The sequence below is a fragment of the Chlamydia caviae GPIC genome, from assembly GCF_000007605.1.
Classification (GTDB): domain Bacteria; phylum Chlamydiota; class Chlamydiia; order Chlamydiales; family Chlamydiaceae; genus Chlamydia; species Chlamydia caviae.
The window spans coordinates 610,727-627,220 of record NC_003361.3 but is presented as its reverse complement, the minus strand read 5'-3'; the positions used below and the strand labels follow the sequence as shown (position 1 = coordinate 627,220).

The following is a 16,494-nucleotide window of genomic DNA, read 5'->3' as shown; positions in this document are numbered from 1 at the left end:
AAAGAACTTTTAAAATAGGGTATTCCCCTGAGAGAGAAGATGATCAACGTAGTTGATATCATAGTCTGAATTGATGAATTGTGGATTGTCCAACATGAATTGATGGAAAGGTATAGTAGAATGCACCCCTCCAATATGAAACTCTTTTAAAGCACGCTTCATAATGGCTATAGCCTCTTCACGGTTCTTTCCCTTAGAAATCACCTTAGCAATCATAGAATCATAGTAAGGAGGAATAGCGTAGCCGCTATAGCAAGCTCCATCCACACGTATTGAAGGCCCCGCAGGAGGAAGATAGTAATCTAAACGACCCGGAGATGGGGCAAAGTTATTGCTCGGATCCTCAGCATTAATACGACACTGGATAACATGCCCCGTGAAAACAATGTTTTTCTGTTTCCAAGCAAGCTTTTTCCCCATCGCTACATAAATCTGCTCTTTAAGAAGATCAATCCCTGTAACTTCTTCCGTAATCGTATGCTCTACCTGAATACGCGTGTTCATTTCCATGAAGTAGAACTTCTTATCTTTATCTAACAAGAACTCTACAGTCCCTACAGAGTGGTAGTTGGCACTTCTCGCTAGATCTACAGCAACCTTCCCTACCTTGGTACGTAATTCTGGAGTGAGTATAGGACTAGGAGTCTCTTCAATCAGTTTTTGCCGACGTCTTTGTACCGTACAGTCTCTTTCTCCAAGATGGACATAATTGCCATGCTTATCTCCAAGGACCTGGACTTCTAAGTGCCTTGGGTTTTCAATGAACTTTTCAATATAAACATCAGGATTATTAAATCCTGCTTCTGCTTCTGCTTTCGCCGCTGAGAAAGCACGGAAAAATTCATCTTTCTCTCTAACGATGCGGATACCCCGGCCACCACCACCAGCAACAGCCTTAATCACTATAGGGAAGCCTATTTTTTCAGCGATTTTTAATCCCTCAGCTTCGTCTTTGATAATGCCCTCAGAACCTGGAATCACAGGACATTTAATCTTTTTAGCCAGCTGTTTTGCCGCTATTTTATCTCCCATTGTCGCTATAGACTCTGAGCTAGGGCCAATGAAAGTCAATCCACAACTTTCACAAATAGAAGCAAAATTCGGATTCTCACTTAAAAAACCATAACCGGGATGAACAGCATCTGCACCTGTAATCTCACAAGCAGCTAAAATATTAGATATTTTTAAATAGGATTTCCCAGCTTGAGGTTCTCCTATACAAACAGCTTCGTCTGCTAATAGCACGTGCAAAGCTTCTTGATCTGCTAGGGAATATACTGCGACTGTGGATAAGCCAAGATCATGACACGCACGTATAATACGTACCGCAATTTCCCCACGATTAGCTATTAAGACTTTTTTCATTATTCAGCTTTAACTATACGAAATAACTTAGATCCAAATTGTACTGCATCACCATTGGTGATTAAGACTTCGACAACGCGACCAGACATTCCGGCCTTAACTTCATTCATAACTTTCATAGCTTCTACAATACAAACAATCGTATCTTCAGAAACCATATCCCCGGGCTTAACGAAAGAGGGAGAGTCAGGAGAAGGAGAGCTGTAAAATGTTCCTACGAGAGGAGAGCTAATAAAATCTCCCGGAGATTGTTGGGAGTCGGCTTCTGTTTTTTCTGAAGCCACATCTTTTGCTACTGTTTTATTAGGATCAGTGGGAATAGGACGTTCCTGAGAAAAACCAGCAAATAACCTACTATCGTAAAATACAGGTTCTTGATTAGGTTTGTCTCCTGTGTCTCTTTCCAGTTCAAGCTCTAGCCCTTCACGTTTTATCGCAAAACGTTTCATGCTATTTCTTCCCATAGCAATCATGAGCTTTTCTATTTGCTTTAAATCCATACCTGTATTCTCTTATCTTCTAGCCTGAAGTTATACGCGTTGAATATATTCACACGTACGCGTATCAATTTTTATGATATCTCCAATTTCTACAAAAGGAGGTACTGTAATTTCGACCCCGGTTTCTAATAAAGCTTTTTTTGTCCCCCCGGTAATTAAAAGCGAGTCTCCAGGGAAATCTGTTTTAGATACCATCAACTCTAAAAAGTGGGGCAACTCTATAGAAAAAACAACATCATCATAAACCATAGCAGAAACAGTAACCCCTGCTTTTAAGAATAAAAAATTATCCTTCATGATTTCTTTAGAAATATAAATTTTTTCATAATTTCCCAAATCTAAGAAAAGAAAGTTTTCATCCTCAATATAGAGATACTCTAGATTTCTAGATTCAAACTGGGCTTCTTTTATTTCTTGGCCAATTTTAAAATTTCTTTCAACAATGACGTCGGAATCAGCAGCTTTTAACGAAGCCTTGATAAAAGACTCCCCTTTATTCCCTGTAACTTTAGAAACCGCTACGACTTTATAAAGACCATCTTTTGTGGAAATAAACATTCCCACTGAGAGTTGGCTACTTAATACCATGATTTTCTCCTCGAAGTAGCAAAACTTTTTCTTCCATAGTCAGCGCATCTTTTTGGAACATGTAGGATGCAGCGACTAAAATATCCGCACCTGCTTCGCGACATTCTTTTGCAGAAGCCTCGTTTATTCCTCCATCCACTTCAATCAAACAGGAATCTTCCAGACCCATAGTTTTAAGTGCTTGTCTTGTAAAACGAATTTTATCAGGAACATCAGGAATGAATCCCTGACCGCAAAATCCAGGATGTACCGACATTAATAATAGAACATCGCAGAAAGGTAAAAATGGAGGAATGAATTCTATAGAGGTTTCTGGAGAAAAAGCTAGCCCTGCTTGTATTCCACATTTTTTAATATAAGCTAATAATTCTTTGAGATCTTCGGAGGCTTCAAAATGCACGATGACACGATCAGCCCCAGCCTTTACAAAGGCTTCTATAAAATCAAAAGGCGTATAAATCATCGCATGAACTTCTAAGAAGAGGTCTGTGGATCTATTGATTGCTGCGATGACTCCTGGGCCAAAAGTCAGATTGGGAACGAAGTGCCCATCCATAACATCAATATGAATGAGATCCGCTCCAGATTCTTCTATTTTTTTTGCCTCTGCACCTATACATGCAAGGTCTCCTCCCATAATTGAGGGGGCGATTAATGTTTTCTGACGTTGTTTTTTATTCACTTATTGCCTATTGCAAACACATCAAAATTAAAGAAGCCTCTCTAAGGTGTAGTTAGCAAATCATTTATCTCACCATATCCCCGAAAAGAAGATATCTACAAGAAAAACTTCAGAGACGTAGATTCTTACATCTTTTGATTAAAATTCCTAGAGATCTTGTTGGATTTACATGAAAAATGCGGGAATCACTTCTTTTGTTCAAAATAATCTCTCAAATCTTTGAGAGAGCATTTTTATAAAAACGCCCAAAAATCCTATTTCTCCTCAGTTGCTTAGAGTTTATATTTTTTCTTTGTCTATGAAAATCAACGGCATAACTTTTGGTAAAGATCTTGATTTTATACATTCATGTAATTAGTCTGTGTCAAATTTAATTTTTTAAGATGGAAATAACCCCATGACAGTATCCACAGACAACACAAGTCCTGTAATATCGAGAGCGTCCTCACCTACTTTTGGAGATCATGGTAAGGATTTCGACAACAATAAAATTATACCCATTTCAATAGAAGCTCCAACTTCTTCAGCTGCTGCTGTAGGGGCTAAAACGGCTATCGAGCCTGAAGGAAGAAGCCCACTACTTCAAAGGATTTGCTATCTTGTTAAAATTATCGCTGCCATCGCCCTCTTTGTTGTTGGTATCGCAGCCTTAGTTTGCTTATATCTCGGTAGCGTTATCTCAACGCCTTCTCTTATTCTTATGCTTGCGATCATGCTTGTATCCTTTGTGATCGTTATTACGGCAATTCGAGATGGCACACCGTCTCAAGTGGTCCGTCACATGAAACAGCAAATTCAGCAATTTGGCGAAGAAAACACGCGTTTACATACCGCAGTAGAAAATCTAAAAGCTGTTAACGTTGAGCTCTCAGAGCAAATTAACCAACTTAAACAACTACATACTAGATTATCGGATTTTGGTGATAGGCTTGAAGCGAATACCGGTGATTTTACTGCACTTATTGCGGATTTCCAACTCAGTCTGGAAGAGTTTAAGTCTGTTGGTACTAAAGTTGAAACCATGCTCTCTCCATTTGAGAAATTAGCTCAGTCTTTGAAAGAGACCTTTTCTCAAGAAGCTGTTCAGGCAATGATGTCCTCTGTAACTGAGTTAAGAACCAATTTGAATGCATTGAAAGAGCTTATAACAGAGAATAAAACCGTAATAGAGCAACTAAAAGCTGATGCTCAACTTAGAGAAGAGCAAGTGCGGTTTTTAGAAAAGCGTAAACAAGAGTTAGAAGAGGCTTGTTCAACATTGTCCCATTCAATTGCGACTCTACAGGAATCCACAACCCTTCTAAAGGACTCTACAACTAACTTACATGCAGTTGAAAGTCGTCTTATCGGTGTTATGGTTCAGGATGGTGCAGAGTCCTCCACCGTAGAGGAAGCTTCACAAGATGATAGCGCGCAACCCCAAGATGAAAATCAATCTGATGCTGGAGAGCATAAAGATAGTTAAGTCGGGTATATGAGCGAACAGCAGAAGGGGTTAAAGCTGTAGGTGATAACGAGCCACCCCTTCCTGATATGAGAATCAAGAATCTTTAGTAATAAAAAGGCATGGAGAGTTTCTCTTGCCTTTTTTTTTATCTCTCTATAAATTTCCTTTCTAATGTCTCGTTATTCATCCAATAAAAAGCACCACTCTTCTAGGAAAACAGAAAGAAATTCTACTTCCTGGGAGCCCATCGCTGAAGATTATCATAAGATCGTTCAGGGAGAGGGGCATTATTATCATAAAGAGGTCATTCTTCCTAAGCTACTTCCCCTAATGAATCTACAATCTGAAGATTCTTTGGTGGATATCGGTTGTGGCCAGGGAATTTTAGAAAGAGCCATTCCTAAGGAGTGCGGATATTTAGGGTTAGATATCTCTCCGAGCTTGATCTCTATAGCAAGGAAATTGAGAAAGTCACGAGACCATGAGTTTAAAATCCAAGATCTTACAAAAAGGTTAGTCCTAGAGACTCCCCAGTCTTTTTCCCATGCTGTAGCTATTTTGTCGCTACAAAATATGGAAACCCCAGAGCGAGCGATTAAAAACACTTCGAAGCTTCTTAACGATGGAGGCCGGTTCTTTATGGTGTTAAATCATCCTTGTTTTCGTATTCCTAGAGTGTCTTCGTGGCATTACGACGAAGATAAAAAGCTTCTTTCAAGAAAGATCGATCGCTATCTTTCTAAAATAACCGTTTCGATTGTTGCACACCCTGGGAAAAAACAGTCAGAATCTTCTATTTCTTTTCACTTTCCTCTAAGTTATTGGACCCAAGCATTATCAAAATATGGGTTCGTTATTGAGAATATGGAAGAGTGGATATCACCGAAAAAATCCATAGGAGCACACGCAAAAGCAGAAAACCTTTGTCGCGAAGAGTTTCCATTATTCTTAATGATCTCATGTATTAAAACTCATAAGAACTAATAAAATAAAATTTATAAAACTTAGTATTAAATAATCGTTTTTTATTAAAATAAGTAAAAAATGCATTTTTGATTTAACTATGTTTCGAAAGCTCTCGATATTTTCTAGAAAGAAAAAGAATCCAAAATCGGGATTTCGAAATAACCGAATCATTAGGTCGTTCTTATTGGCTCCCCAAGTTTTAGTGAAAAATGAGGTGTCTAAGGAAGCGTGTGTTTTAAGTTACTATGGTTTGTTCAGCTGCATTCCGATACTGGTCTTTTTCCTAAGGTTGTCTCAGCATCTTTTTGCAAATCTTGATTGGAAAGAATGGCTTCTAGTTAGGTTTCCTGATTATAAAGAGCCCATTTTAGCAATTGTAGCGGCAGCGCACAATGCTACAACAAGCAATATCGGTTTGGTATTGGTGGGTAGCTTCTTTGTCTTTTGTTGGGCAGGGATTCTTATGCTTTTATCTTTAGAAGATGGTTTGAATAAGATCTTTAGAACAGGTTGGACTCCGATATCTGTGCAGAGATTAATCGCGTATTTCATCATTACGCTTGTCAGCCCAATGATCTTTATTATTGTTTGCGGCTCGTGGATTTACATTACGCAAATCATGCCTGTAGCCTATGCAAAGCTCTTTTCTTTAAGCCACTCTATTACCATTTTATATGTCTTTTCACGGTTGACTCCCTATTTATTCATTTATCTAGCGTTATTTTGCTGTTATGCTTTTCTGCCTAGAGTTTCTGTGCAAAAGACAGCCGCGTTAATCGCGGCGCTCACAGCAGGAACTCTCTGGATCTTTTTTCAGAAGGTTTTCTTCTGTTTGCAATTTTACTTATTTAACTACAGTTTTACTTATGGAGCTTTAGTCGCGCTACCTTCATTTCTACTTCTTCTTTATCTCTACGCGATGCTGTATCTTTTTGGAGGAGCGTTTACTTTTCTTATTCAAAATCAAGGATGCAATTTCATTCTTCCTACGGAAAAATACTTGCCGAATTGCTATGTAAAACTTGTGGTGTGTACCTATATTCTTTCTGTGATCTCGAGAGATTTTGATGAGGCTTTTACGTCTCCCACAGCAAGGAGCATAGCCAAAAATTCTAAGATTCCTATCGGAGAGATATTCCAATCTTTGGATATCTTGGAAAATGAAGGCTTAATTCTTTCTTATAAGAAAGCGTATAAGCCTACGCATAATATTTCAGGGCTTACTATTAAAGATGTTGTTGAGAAGCTTCTACACCTGAAAACCTTTAATCAAATCCATCCAGACACAGCGTTAAGTTTAATACAAAGTAGTCTGAGAGATATGTTTGATCAAGCAACGAAAAGTCCTTACAACCTCACTCTCTCGGATATCGCTGGAAAGATAAAATGAAACAAAGATCTTGGTATAAGACTTTAGGGATAAGTATAAGCTTGGGATTGCTCCTAACGTTTATCTATTTCCTGCCCCCGCTGCTTTCTAAAGGATCCGGAAAATATCTCTTTCTATCTTTGGTTCATAAGGAAACAGGGCTTTCCTGTGATGTTGAAGATTTGCAGTTATCATGGTTAGGACCTCAATATGCAAAAAAAGTCAAAGTTGTTGGGAAAAATAAAGAGGGGGAGCTGTTCTCTGCGGAGAAGATAGAAGTTAATGGGTCTTTATTGAGATTACTTCTTTATAAACGCCCTAAAGGCATAGCCTTATCAGGATGGTCATTACAAGTTGATGAGTCCTCAACTATAGAAAAACCCTCGGTAGGGCATCTCGATCCAGGAGTGTTTCTTTCTTATTTAGCACATAGCTCCATACTTTCCGAACATGGCTCTATAAGCATGAAGACGATTAAAGGGGCTACATTAGTGCTTTCGGGATTTTATGTTGAAAAGACTCCAGAAAAGCTCATAGTTAAAGGGATTGTTACCGAAGATAATGTTAGCGGAAGAGTATTCATAGAGAGTATAGTGACTCCTAAGGTTAATATTGTCGCAGAATTCAACTCCGTCCCTGCATCCTTTTTTAAGTTATTCCTAGCCTCCCCTGTTATGGATCGTATGCTTTCTGAAGAGGATGTTATAGATCTTCATGCTGCTGCTAATCATAGTAACGGTAAAATCCTTATGACAGCAACAGCCCAGGGAAGCCAAATTCAAGCAAAGCTTCAGGGATATATTCACCAATCTATATTTTACATAGTTGAGGGCAGCCCCTCATTTATAGAACTACAACCGAAAATTGCTTCCTTACTATGCTCGGAGTTATTTTCTTGTCCCACGCGAATTTCTAGCCAGCAGATCCGCGCTCATGTCGCTAATGCAAAGATTCCTTTAGACTTCACCCAATGGAGAGCTATAGAAGCGAACTTACAGGCTAATCTTCCCCTGGTTTCACTATCCCCGAAAGACCCGAATCTTTCCATACAGATGAGAAATGTCAGTGTGGGAATTAAGAAAAGCGCACGCTATACACATATCCGTGGATCTTCGGTAGCTGTATTTGGAGGCGCTGCACAATCCTATATCAATGGGATGATGACCATTGATAGTAAAAAACATCGTACGGAATTTCTTCTACAACAATCGATGCTACCGCATACGTATTTGCGTGCGTTATTCCCACGACCTTTTATCATTAATATCCCCCTAGAAGTTCCCTACTATTCTCTAGAGATTCGAGGGGAATATAAGAATTCACAGTTAAAAGCTGAGGCAGATCTCGATAACTCCCTATTAAAGATGAATTGCACATCCTCAGGAACCCTACAAGCTTTGCTATTTCAAGGTAGTGCTACTTACCATCTCGAAGACAACTTAAAGAAAAAATTTTCTCAACAATTCTCTTATGCTGAAGCTACGTTTTCAGGAAAAGTACAAATAGCGAAAAAACATATCTACTTCCCCAAATTTTCCGGAAAAATTACTGCCGGAGAAAATGAAGTTTTCATTCATGGGAAATTTGGAAGACCTAACGAACCTATACGTCCCGATACTTGCTCTACTTTAGTTCATGGCAAGCTTCGTGACTTGCCTTTAAGCATGGTTTCCTCAAAGTTAATTCCCCTACAACTGACTAAAGCGAGCTTTTCTTTTCATACAGACGGTGCACGCTATCTTACTAAGGGAAATACACAACTTGTTATTGAAGATCCTGAAGATCCTATACTTCCTCCTTCTAGGATCATTATTCCCGATGTTTTGGTCTCTGTTGTAGATCCTCAAAAGTCTATAGATATCAACAACATAAAAATTCAAAGTTCTGGAGAAATCATAGATTTTCCTATCGATAGGCTTCTTAGGATCCAACAAAAAGAAGCCAATTTGTCGACCTATATCGGCCCTACAGGAAATATGACATTTTCTGTTCTCTACAATCCAAAAGAAGAAGACAGGCTTGTTCTTCATTCTGCTGTGACAACAGAAGCTCTTAAGGGTGATATAAATTTGGTTATGGATGATTCCCTAATGCTATCTTCAAAAACACAAGGGACTTTACAATGGGAGATCACTTCAGAACGCTACGCAAGTTTTTTTGAGAAAGCTTCGTGTGCTCCTTCATGTACATTGCATAGAACAGCTATTGCTAGATTGGATATCTACAAACTCTCCTGTGCTGAGCAAAAATCAGGACTTTCTTGTCTTTCCTTGCTTACAGAAGGTGGTTTTGAAGGCTCCTTATCAACAAACCCTCTGATTTTCTACGATTATGTATCTAAAGAAACCTTCATCATTAACAACCTATCAGGATCGTTATATTCAAGTAATCTAGATACCAAGGTAGAGTATGATCTTCAGGGAAGCTGTCTTGTGCCCAATCAAGATAGTAAAATTTCCGCAGAATTTTTTATTCAAGGTTCTGTAGAGCACCTGCTAAACCCCTCAGAAAGGGAATTTAAACAAACTGCAGAATGGAAGCATATTCCCTCCCCATTCATTACAGGAATTTTCCCCATCTCTCCGAATGTAAAAGTCAAAATTTCTTCATTGGCGGGGCAAAGAATTCATGTAGGCATGACACATCATTTTCTCAGAGGAGAAGGGCCTATAACGGTAAAGGTAGATTCCGCGAACCTCCAAGCGTACATCCCACTCATCTTAAAAGAAAACGCGATCCTTTTAGAAGATGACCTTATCGCTACCCTATACATCAATGAAGAGATTAATAACGCCTTCTTTAAAGAATTTAACCCGCTAATTTCAGGAAATGCCTATTCACAACACCCCGTATTGTTACAGGTAAGCAAAGAGAACTTTTATCTGCCGATTTCCCCTTACTCATTTGAAGAATTCCGTATTCAAGCAGCAAGTTTAGACTTCGGTAAGGTTGCCATCGCTAATACAGGAACTATGTACGATCTCTTCAAATTCCTGGATATTGAAGAGAGTAAACAATTCGTAGAATCCTGGTTCACACCGATATTTTTCTCAGTGCAAAAAGGATCCATTATCTGTAAGCGCTTTGATGCTCTCATTGATAATAGAATACGCCTAGCCCTTTGGGGAAAAACTAATATTCTCAAAGATAGAATCTCCATGACCCTAGGAATTGATCCCGAAGTCATTAAGAAATACTTCCATAACACTTCGTTAAAAACAAAGAACTTCTTTCTTATCAAAATCCGAGGGGCTATCTCCTCTCCAGAAGTGGATTGGTCCTCAGCTTACGCACGTATCGCTCTATTAAAAAGCTACACAATCGCTAGCCCATTCAGCACCTTAGCGGATAAACTCTTCTCCTCCTTAGGGGATTCGACGCCTCCGCAAACCGTATCTCCCCTACCTTGGGAAAAACCTCAAGAGGCACCCGAAGATAATAGTGCCAATAAGGGTAGGCGGTTTTAATTAATAATAAAATAGTGTTTTATTAATTAACTAGTTTTATTAATTCGCAAAATAATAATTAATTATTTTGTACAGGATAAAACTATGAGAAAGCGAAATTCTTTCCTTAACCCTACGGCTAACAATAAGAGTAATAGGAACGAGCCTCTGGCTTCTATGATTCAAAAGACCATAACTATGGTAGAGAGGATAAAGGGAAATTCACAGGATCTTGTGGATTTAGATATCCATAAGATTCACGCAGACATTCAAGGGATCAAGACCGTTTTAATGAAACATGCTGAGGACATTGATAGCTTAAATACAAAAACAACGGAGGAGAAAGTTCAAGCTTTAGAAGCGGATACGCGTCTTATGAAACTCTCTCTTCAAAGTCTTTTAGAAGAATTGAGGGAGTTAAAGACTCTTATAGGAGAAGGTATTGATGAGTCCATCAATGATCAAAGCTACCTTGTTCGAGATGTTTTGATAGAGATCTATGAGAAATTCTTACCTCTATCTGGAGGTAGGCTCTTGGGAGATATTGATATGAATAATCATACGATTTCAGGATTAGAGACTCCTAAAAATCCTAGAGATTCTCATGCAGCATCCGTAGGGTATGTAGGGAAACAGTTATCTCCTATCCTGGATAAGCTTAACGAAACATACGAAAAAACTAAAAGGCATGACAAAGCGATAACAGGTTTTAATTTTCAAGTGATGCCGGTATCCGGGGGGAAATTTCGTGGTATTGTAGATATGGATGGTTATAGAATTACAGGATTAGCAAACCCTGAAGAGCGCTCCGATGCCATATCTTTAGGTTATCTCGAGCGTTATTTAGAACACCGAGCTCTTCCCGAGGAAGCTAAAGAAACTCTACTCTCACCTCAAATTACACGTATGGAAACCAATCTTCTTTATTCAACAGGATTGAGTCATAAGGTGGACTACCCTCTTCCTCTAGAGATTCTTTCCCAAGGAATACTAGGCTTTACTTGGGAAACAAAAAGCTCAACACTCTCAGGGAAATTTCCTCTAAATTCTTTAAAGCATACCTTCTCTAATGAGGAGCGCCGTTGCTTTGTATTAGATGATAACGTTTTATACGGGAAATATTCGGGAATCTATACTTGGGAGCTCACTCTTAAAGCTTTAATTCCCTCAGTGTTAGAATGTAGAGCGCCTAGCGTCAAATTGAGAGCCTGTTATGACTATCCTTCTTGGAATCATAAGGAAGAGCTCCAAAGTAGTACAAGCTATATAGAGATTCCCCTATATTCTGTAGGCACTATGATGGTAGGAGGACATAGTTACGATATAGTCGAGCTGTCTCCTGGAAATTCTCAAGTATTTACCGTTCCGAAAAACTGCGGTGGTGTAGCGCTGTATTTAGAAAATCATAAAGAAGGCGCCTGTCCTCAAGATCTTTATGTCGTGCAAGCTGCCTACTCCTGTAGTTGGCGACAGTACTAACATTAGGGAACAGCTGCATACGCAGCTGTTTACAAATATCTATCGCGCGGAATTTAGATAAAGATTTAAAGGGTGATCATCATCTAAAGCGCCGTCGCGCTTATCATACGTGCTAACAATTTCTCCCTGATCTACAAGATAGACGCGATCTAAACATCCCTGAACAAAGTGCATGTCATGAGTAGATACTCCTAGTGTAAGATTTTGATCTCTTAAAGACTCAAGAAGACGTCTAAATGTAGATGTTGAAAAAGGATCTAATGCAGATGTCGGCTCATCAAAAAGCAGCGTGTGCTTGTCCATGCATAGAGAACGGACTATAGCTACACGTTGTTTTTGTCCTCCAGAAAGATGGTGTGGATAACTTGTGGAAATGTTTTCAATGTCTAAAAGTTTTAAAAGATTACAAGCCTTGTCTTTGGCTTCTTCTTTACTTCTATGCTTCACCTTCATTTGCGGATGCATACAGTTATCTAAAACTGTCATATGAGGGAAAAGCTCCGGCTGCTGAAAGACTAGCGCGGGAGTCTCGCCTTCTATCAAGATGTCCCCACTTGAGGGCTCGACTAAGCCAACAAGAGCACGTAATATTGTAGTTTTCCCAGAACCGCTCTTACCAACAAAGAGTGTGATATGCCCTTCTTCTAAGGAAAACGATACGTTGGATAAAATGAGTTTATCATTTATCGAATAAGCAAGATTTCTAACCTTAACAGTCATAACCCCTCCTTCTTTCTAGTAATCTAGCGACATAAGAAAATAATGATGTCATAAGCAGATACAAAGCTGCACAGATGCTATACATCTCCATAGGATTAAGCTCCCTAGAAACAATATCCTTACTCACTTTAGTAAGCTCAGGAACGCCTACAACCATTAAAATGCTACTTTCTTTAATCAAGGCAACAAACTCGTTAGTTAAAGAAGGTAGGATATTTTTAAACACTTGCGGATAGATGATATACGCAAAAATTTGCGACTTTTTATAACCTAAAACTTTGGCAGATTCCCACTGTCCTACAGATAGAGCATTAATTCCCCCACGGATACTCTCAGCGAGATAAGCTGAGGAATTAATGCTTAAAGCAATTAACCCCGCCATTAATGGTGTAGGATCCAACCTAATGATGGAAGGAAGACCAAAGTAGAATATAAGAATCTGAATGAATAGTGGTGTGCCCCGAATTACCGTAACGTAGAGATTTCCTAGCCAGCGCGTAATACGACAAGGAAAATAACGCGATGTCATCGTTCCGATAATTAAACCTAATAAGGAGCCAAACAATATAGAGATCCCGCTAACGCATAACGTATACCCGCAACCTCGCAATAGCACCTTTGCTGTAGCAACCACATGTTCCATAACTAGCCATGCATATTTATTTACTCATAAAGCATAATCATGCAGTTATTCCGAAAAAACTAGCAAGAAGTTTTCTATATCTTTGGCTGTTAAGGAAATTGTTGATTCTGTGATGGGTGTGATGAAAATGGTGTCATCACCGGCTAAAGTCCCTAAGATGCTTTCTGCAAACTTGTTATCAATTAAGCTAGCTATCCAGGAAGCTGAACCAGGAGCTGTGCGTATGACAATTAAAGAAGAATTATGACGGATAGAAAAGACCAAATGTTTGATGCTAGAGTCGTCTATTGAGGGAGGAAGAGAGTAGCGGGCACCTTTGTCCCCAGGGATTTTTATAGCGTGAACCTTTTTTAGCCAGCGAGACACAGAAGATTGTGTCGTTGCAATTCCTAAGGAAGAGAGTTTTTCGCAAATTTCTTCCTGAGTTGAAGCTCCTTCTTCGTTTAAAATTTCTTTTAAAGCTTTATCCAGTGCTACATTTTTTTTCATTTTGCCTCTTGAAGTTTTCCTTGCTGATATTCAGAAGACCACTTTACTATAGAGCACTGGTTTATATTTTTCTTTGGTTTTTATGCTTACCCTTGGGTTGGAAAGCTCTTGTGACGAGACGGCATGTGCTTTGGTAGATGCTAAGGGGCACATTATGGCTAATGTCGTCTTCTCTCAACAAGATCATGTTGCCTACGGGGGCATTGTTCCTGAACTGGCCTCCAGAGCTCATCTAAGGGTTTTCCCCTCTGTTGTGGATTCTGCTTTAAAAGAGTCGGGAGTTTCCCTAGAGGACATTGATCTTATTGCAGTAACACATACCCCAGGGCTAATAGGTTCGTTAGCTATAGGCGTGAATTTTGCCAAAGGTTTGGCGATAGGATGTCAAAAGCCCATCATTGGTGTAAATCATGTCGAAGCTCATCTTTATGCAGCTTATATGGAAGCAGAAAATGTGGAGTTTCCTGCTTTAGGCTTAGCGGTTTCCGGAGCGCATACGGCGATGTTTTTGATGGAAGATCCTTTAACATATAAGTTAATAGGAAAAAGCCGAGATGATGCTATAGGAGAGACTTTTGATAAGGTGGCAAGATTCCTGGGGCTTCCTTATCCCGGAGGCTCTTTAATAGAAAAGCTTGCCTCCTGTGGATGCGAGGAATCCTATTCTTTTTCACCCTCTAAAGTTCCCGGTTGTGATTTATCCTTTAGTGGATTGAAAACCGCTGTTCTTTACGCAATTAAGGGAAATAACAGCAATAGTCGTACCCCCCTTCCAGAGCTTTCTGAAGCGGAAAAAAGTGATATCGCAGCATCTTTTCAAAGAGCTGCTTTCACGAGCATTGCACAAAAACTTCCTAATATTGTAAAAAAAATTTCGTGCAGATCGATCCTGGTCGGAGGGGGAGTAGCAAGTAATAAGTATTTCCAAAATTTATTAAAAAATACTCTAAATTTGCCTTTATACTTTCCCTCTTCTAAGTTATGTACCGATAATGCTGCGATGATCGCAGGATTAGGACGAGAGCTGTTTCTTTCAGATAAATCTACTATAGGAATTCATCCATGCGCAAGATATCATTGGGAATCTATCTCAGCTTCCTTGTCTCCTCTTCCTTAGTGCTTTATGGATGTAATAATTTTCGAAAATCACAAGATCACCTCTCTATAAATATGAAAGACGACCCGAGGTCTTTAGATCCTCGCCAAGTTCGTTTGCTCTCTGATATTAATCTAATTAAGCATATTTATGAGGGACTGGTTCAAGAAAATACTCAGACGGGAAATTTAGAACCGGCACTCGCAGAAAACTATTCTCTCTCTGAGGATGGAAAGACCTACACCTTTCATCTAAGGCAAGCTTATTGGAGTAATGGCGATCCCCTAACTGCTGAAGATTTTATTGCTTCTTGGAAACAAGTGGTAAGTCAAGAAGTCTCTGGAGTGTATAACTTTGCTTTCGATCCGATTAAAAACATTAAGAAAATTCAGCAAGGAATGCTTCCTGAGGAGAATGTAGGCTTTTACGCTAAAGATGATAAGACGTTAGTCATCGAACTAGAATCTCCAACCTCGCATTTTTTAAAACTTTTAGCCTTACCTATTTTTTTCCCTGTTCATAAAGAACAACGTGAGTCACAACTAGCTCTCCCTATCGCCAGTAGCGCCTTTTATCCTAAACAAATTAAACAAAAGCAGTGGCTGCGTCTTGAGAAAAATCCTCATTATTACAACCAAGAGGCAGTAAAAACTCAAACGATCACAGTGCACTTTATCCCAGATGCAAATACCGCAGCTCTGTTGTTTAATCAAGGGAAGTTGCATTGGCAAGGGCCTCCTTGGGGAGAACGTATCCCAACTGAGACGCTATCTCATCTGCAATCCAAAGGAAGTCTCCGCTCTTTTGACGTTGCAGGGACCTCTTGGTTAACTTTCAACGTAAATAAGTTCCCTCTTAATCATGCGAAGTTAAGACAAGCACTCTCTTTGGCTTTAGATAAGGAATCCTTGGTTTCTACAATATTTTTAGATAGAGCAAAGCCCGCGCTACATTTGCTGCCAAATAACTTGCATACCTACCCGAATTTAGAGCTTCCTTCTAAAGAACAGCGTAAGCATCTAGCGAAAAAGCTCTTTCAAGAATCTTTAGAAGAGCTGAATATCACATCAAAAGATTTGGAGAGCCACTCCTTAGTCTTTCCTTCAGGTTCCTCTGCAAGTGCTTTACTTGTTCAGATGATTCGTGAGCAATGGAAAGATACCTTAGGATTTTCTATTCCGATAGCAGGAAAAGAGTTTGCTCTTTTACAAGCAGAATTAGCTTCGGGACATTTTTCATTAGCTACGGGAGGATGGTTCGCAGATTTTTCTGATCCTATGGCATTTCTAACAATTTTTGCTCACCCTTCCGGAGTGCCTCCCTATGCGTTAGATCATAAGGACTTCATAGAGCTCCTAACCACTATTCAAGAAGAAAGGGATCTAGAAAAGCGTAATGAACTCATTTCACAAGCCGCTTTATATTTGGAAACTTTCCATATCATCGAACCGATTTATCATGACGCTTTTCATTTCGCATTAAATAAAAAGTTATCGAATTTTAACTTTTCCCCTACAGGAGTCGTGGATTTCCGTTTCGTTAAAGCACCCTAATCCCCCCTTTAAATAGAGAGTCTATGAGTAATCTGCATGCCATGCAGATTACCTTAATCCTGCGGCATGGTTAACCATTGTGATTGCCCTACAAGGAACTCCCCTATAGGGCTCAACAAAGAAAACTTTACAACGCTCATCGTAACCGTTC

14 protein-coding genes are annotated in these 16,494 nt (G+C 39.3%); 7 read left to right on the top strand and 7 right to left on the bottom strand.

The features are described 5' to 3' along the window. Window positions 1-9 precede the first annotated feature (9 nt). From accC to rpe, 4 genes are read right to left on the bottom strand one after another with little or no spacing between them, the layout of a single operon-like run. Window positions 10-1,365, bottom strand: coding sequence for an acetyl-CoA carboxylase biotin carboxylase subunit (gene accC, locus CCA_RS02800; RefSeq protein ID WP_011006512.1), 1,356 nt, complete (start codon window positions 1,363-1,365; stop codon window positions 10-12). Continuing rightward, the gene (gene accB, locus CCA_RS02795) at window positions 1,365-1,865 is read right to left on the bottom strand and encodes an acetyl-CoA carboxylase biotin carboxyl carrier protein (protein ID WP_011006511.1); all 501 of its coding nucleotides are present in this window, start codon (window positions 1,863-1,865) and stop codon (window positions 1,365-1,367) included. The genes accC and accB overlap by 1 nt, the downstream gene beginning before the upstream one ends. Window positions 1,866-1,895: 30 nt before the next feature. Next, the gene (locus tag CCA_RS02790; RefSeq protein WP_011006510.1) at window positions 1,896-2,453 is read right to left on the bottom strand and encodes an elongation factor P; all 558 of its coding nucleotides are present in this window, start codon (window positions 2,451-2,453) and stop codon (window positions 1,896-1,898) included. Beyond that, window positions 2,440-3,135: a ribulose-phosphate 3-epimerase gene (rpe, locus tag CCA_RS02785; protein ID WP_011006509.1), complete on the bottom strand. Its 696-nt coding sequence runs from the start codon at window positions 3,133-3,135 to the stop codon at window positions 2,440-2,442. Before rpe ends, CCA_RS02790 begins: the two co-directional genes overlap by 14 nt. A 397-nt stretch (window positions 3,136-3,532) precedes the next feature. On the opposite strand from rpe, the gene incA reads away from it, so the two are divergent. The 5 genes from incA (at window position 3,533) to CCA_RS02760 (ending at window position 11,842) form a co-directional block, all read left to right on the top strand. After that, window positions 3,533-4,600 carry an inclusion membrane protein IncA gene (gene incA, locus CCA_RS02780; RefSeq protein WP_011006508.1) on the top strand — a complete coding sequence of 356 codons (1,068 nt, stop codon included), beginning with the start codon at window positions 3,533-3,535 and terminating at the stop codon, window positions 4,598-4,600. A 153-nt stretch (window positions 4,601-4,753) separates the two neighbouring features. Continuing rightward, window positions 4,754-5,566 carry a class I SAM-dependent methyltransferase gene (locus CCA_RS02775; protein ID WP_011006507.1) on the top strand — a complete coding sequence of 271 codons (813 nt, stop codon included), beginning with the start codon at window positions 4,754-4,756 and terminating at the stop codon, window positions 5,564-5,566. Between the two features lie 79 nt (window positions 5,567-5,645). Further along, complete coding sequence (locus CCA_RS02770) at window positions 5,646-6,938, top strand: YhjD/YihY/BrkB family envelope integrity protein (protein ID WP_011006506.1); 1,293 nt, start codon at window positions 5,646-5,648, stop codon at window positions 6,936-6,938. Continuing rightward, window positions 6,935-10,384 (top strand): hypothetical protein, encoded by a 3,450-nt coding sequence (locus CCA_RS02765; RefSeq protein ID WP_011006505.1) that lies wholly within the window; start codon window positions 6,935-6,937, stop codon window positions 10,382-10,384. Before CCA_RS02770 ends, CCA_RS02765 begins: the two co-directional genes overlap by 4 nt. An 84-nt stretch (window positions 10,385-10,468) precedes the next feature. Then, entirely contained in the window at window positions 10,469-11,842 is a 1,374-nt protein-coding gene (locus tag CCA_RS02760; RefSeq protein WP_011006504.1) for a hypothetical protein, read from the top strand. 39 nt (window positions 11,843-11,881) lie between these two features. Here CCA_RS02760 and CCA_RS02755 read toward each other — a convergent pair whose 3' ends face one another. The 3 genes from CCA_RS02755 to argR are packed head-to-tail and all read right to left on the bottom strand — an operon-like array spanning window position 11,882 to window position 13,694. After that, entirely contained in the window at window positions 11,882-12,562 is a 681-nt protein-coding gene (locus tag CCA_RS02755) for an ATP-binding cassette domain-containing protein (RefSeq protein ID WP_011006503.1), read from the bottom strand. Further along, window positions 12,552-13,205: an amino acid ABC transporter permease gene (locus CCA_RS02750; RefSeq protein ID WP_011006502.1), complete on the bottom strand. Its 654-nt coding sequence runs from the start codon at window positions 13,203-13,205 to the stop codon at window positions 12,552-12,554. The genes CCA_RS02755 and CCA_RS02750 overlap by 11 nt, the downstream gene beginning before the upstream one ends. A 45-nt stretch (window positions 13,206-13,250) precedes the next feature. Next, window positions 13,251-13,694 (bottom strand): arginine repressor, encoded by a 444-nt coding sequence (gene argR, locus CCA_RS02745; RefSeq protein WP_011006501.1) that lies wholly within the window; start codon window positions 13,692-13,694, stop codon window positions 13,251-13,253. A gap of 82 nt (window positions 13,695-13,776) precedes the next feature. Here argR and tsaD point away from each other — a divergent pair, with 82 nt between their 5' ends. Continuing rightward, window positions 13,777-14,811, top strand: coding sequence for a tRNA (adenosine(37)-N6)-threonylcarbamoyltransferase complex transferase subunit TsaD (gene tsaD, locus CCA_RS02740; RefSeq protein ID WP_011006500.1), 1,035 nt, complete (start codon window positions 13,777-13,779; stop codon window positions 14,809-14,811). Next, window positions 14,757-16,343 (top strand): peptide ABC transporter substrate-binding protein, encoded by a 1,587-nt coding sequence (locus tag CCA_RS02735; protein ID WP_011006499.1) that lies wholly within the window; start codon window positions 14,757-14,759, stop codon window positions 16,341-16,343. Before tsaD ends, CCA_RS02735 begins: the two co-directional genes overlap by 55 nt. The last annotated feature ends 151 nt before the right edge of the window (window positions 16,344-16,494 follow it).

Coding starts and splice junctions, on each gene's coding strand:
- argR (WP_011006501.1), bottom strand. CDS start 13,694: ATGAAAAAAAATGTAGCACTGGATAAAGCTTTAAAAGAAATTTTAAAC.
- CCA_RS02735 (WP_011006499.1), top strand. CDS start 14,757: ATGCGCAAGATATCATTGGGAATCTATCTCAGCTTCCTTGTCTCCTCT.
- accB (WP_011006511.1), bottom strand. CDS start 1,865: ATGGATTTAAAGCAAATAGAAAAGCTCATGATTGCTATGGGAAGAAAT.
- tsaD (WP_011006500.1), top strand. CDS start 13,777: ATGCTTACCCTTGGGTTGGAAAGCTCTTGTGACGAGACGGCATGTGCT.
- CCA_RS02770 (WP_011006506.1), top strand. CDS start 5,646: ATGTTTCGAAAGCTCTCGATATTTTCTAGAAAGAAAAAGAATCCAAAA.
- CCA_RS02790 (WP_011006510.1), bottom strand. CDS start 2,453: ATGGTATTAAGTAGCCAACTCTCAGTGGGAATGTTTATTTCCACAAAA.
- CCA_RS02760 (WP_011006504.1), top strand. CDS start 10,469: ATGAGAAAGCGAAATTCTTTCCTTAACCCTACGGCTAACAATAAGAGT.
- CCA_RS02765 (WP_011006505.1), top strand. CDS start 6,935: ATGAAACAAAGATCTTGGTATAAGACTTTAGGGATAAGTATAAGCTTG.
- CCA_RS02750 (WP_011006502.1), bottom strand. CDS start 13,205: ATGGAACATGTGGTTGCTACAGCAAAGGTGCTATTGCGAGGTTGCGGG.
- incA (WP_011006508.1), top strand. CDS start 3,533: ATGACAGTATCCACAGACAACACAAGTCCTGTAATATCGAGAGCGTCC.
- accC (WP_011006512.1), bottom strand. CDS start 1,365: ATGAAAAAAGTCTTAATAGCTAATCGTGGGGAAATTGCGGTACGTATT.
- CCA_RS02755 (WP_011006503.1), bottom strand. CDS start 12,562: ATGACTGTTAAGGTTAGAAATCTTGCTTATTCGATAAATGATAAACTC.
- CCA_RS02775 (WP_011006507.1), top strand. CDS start 4,754: ATGTCTCGTTATTCATCCAATAAAAAGCACCACTCTTCTAGGAAAACA.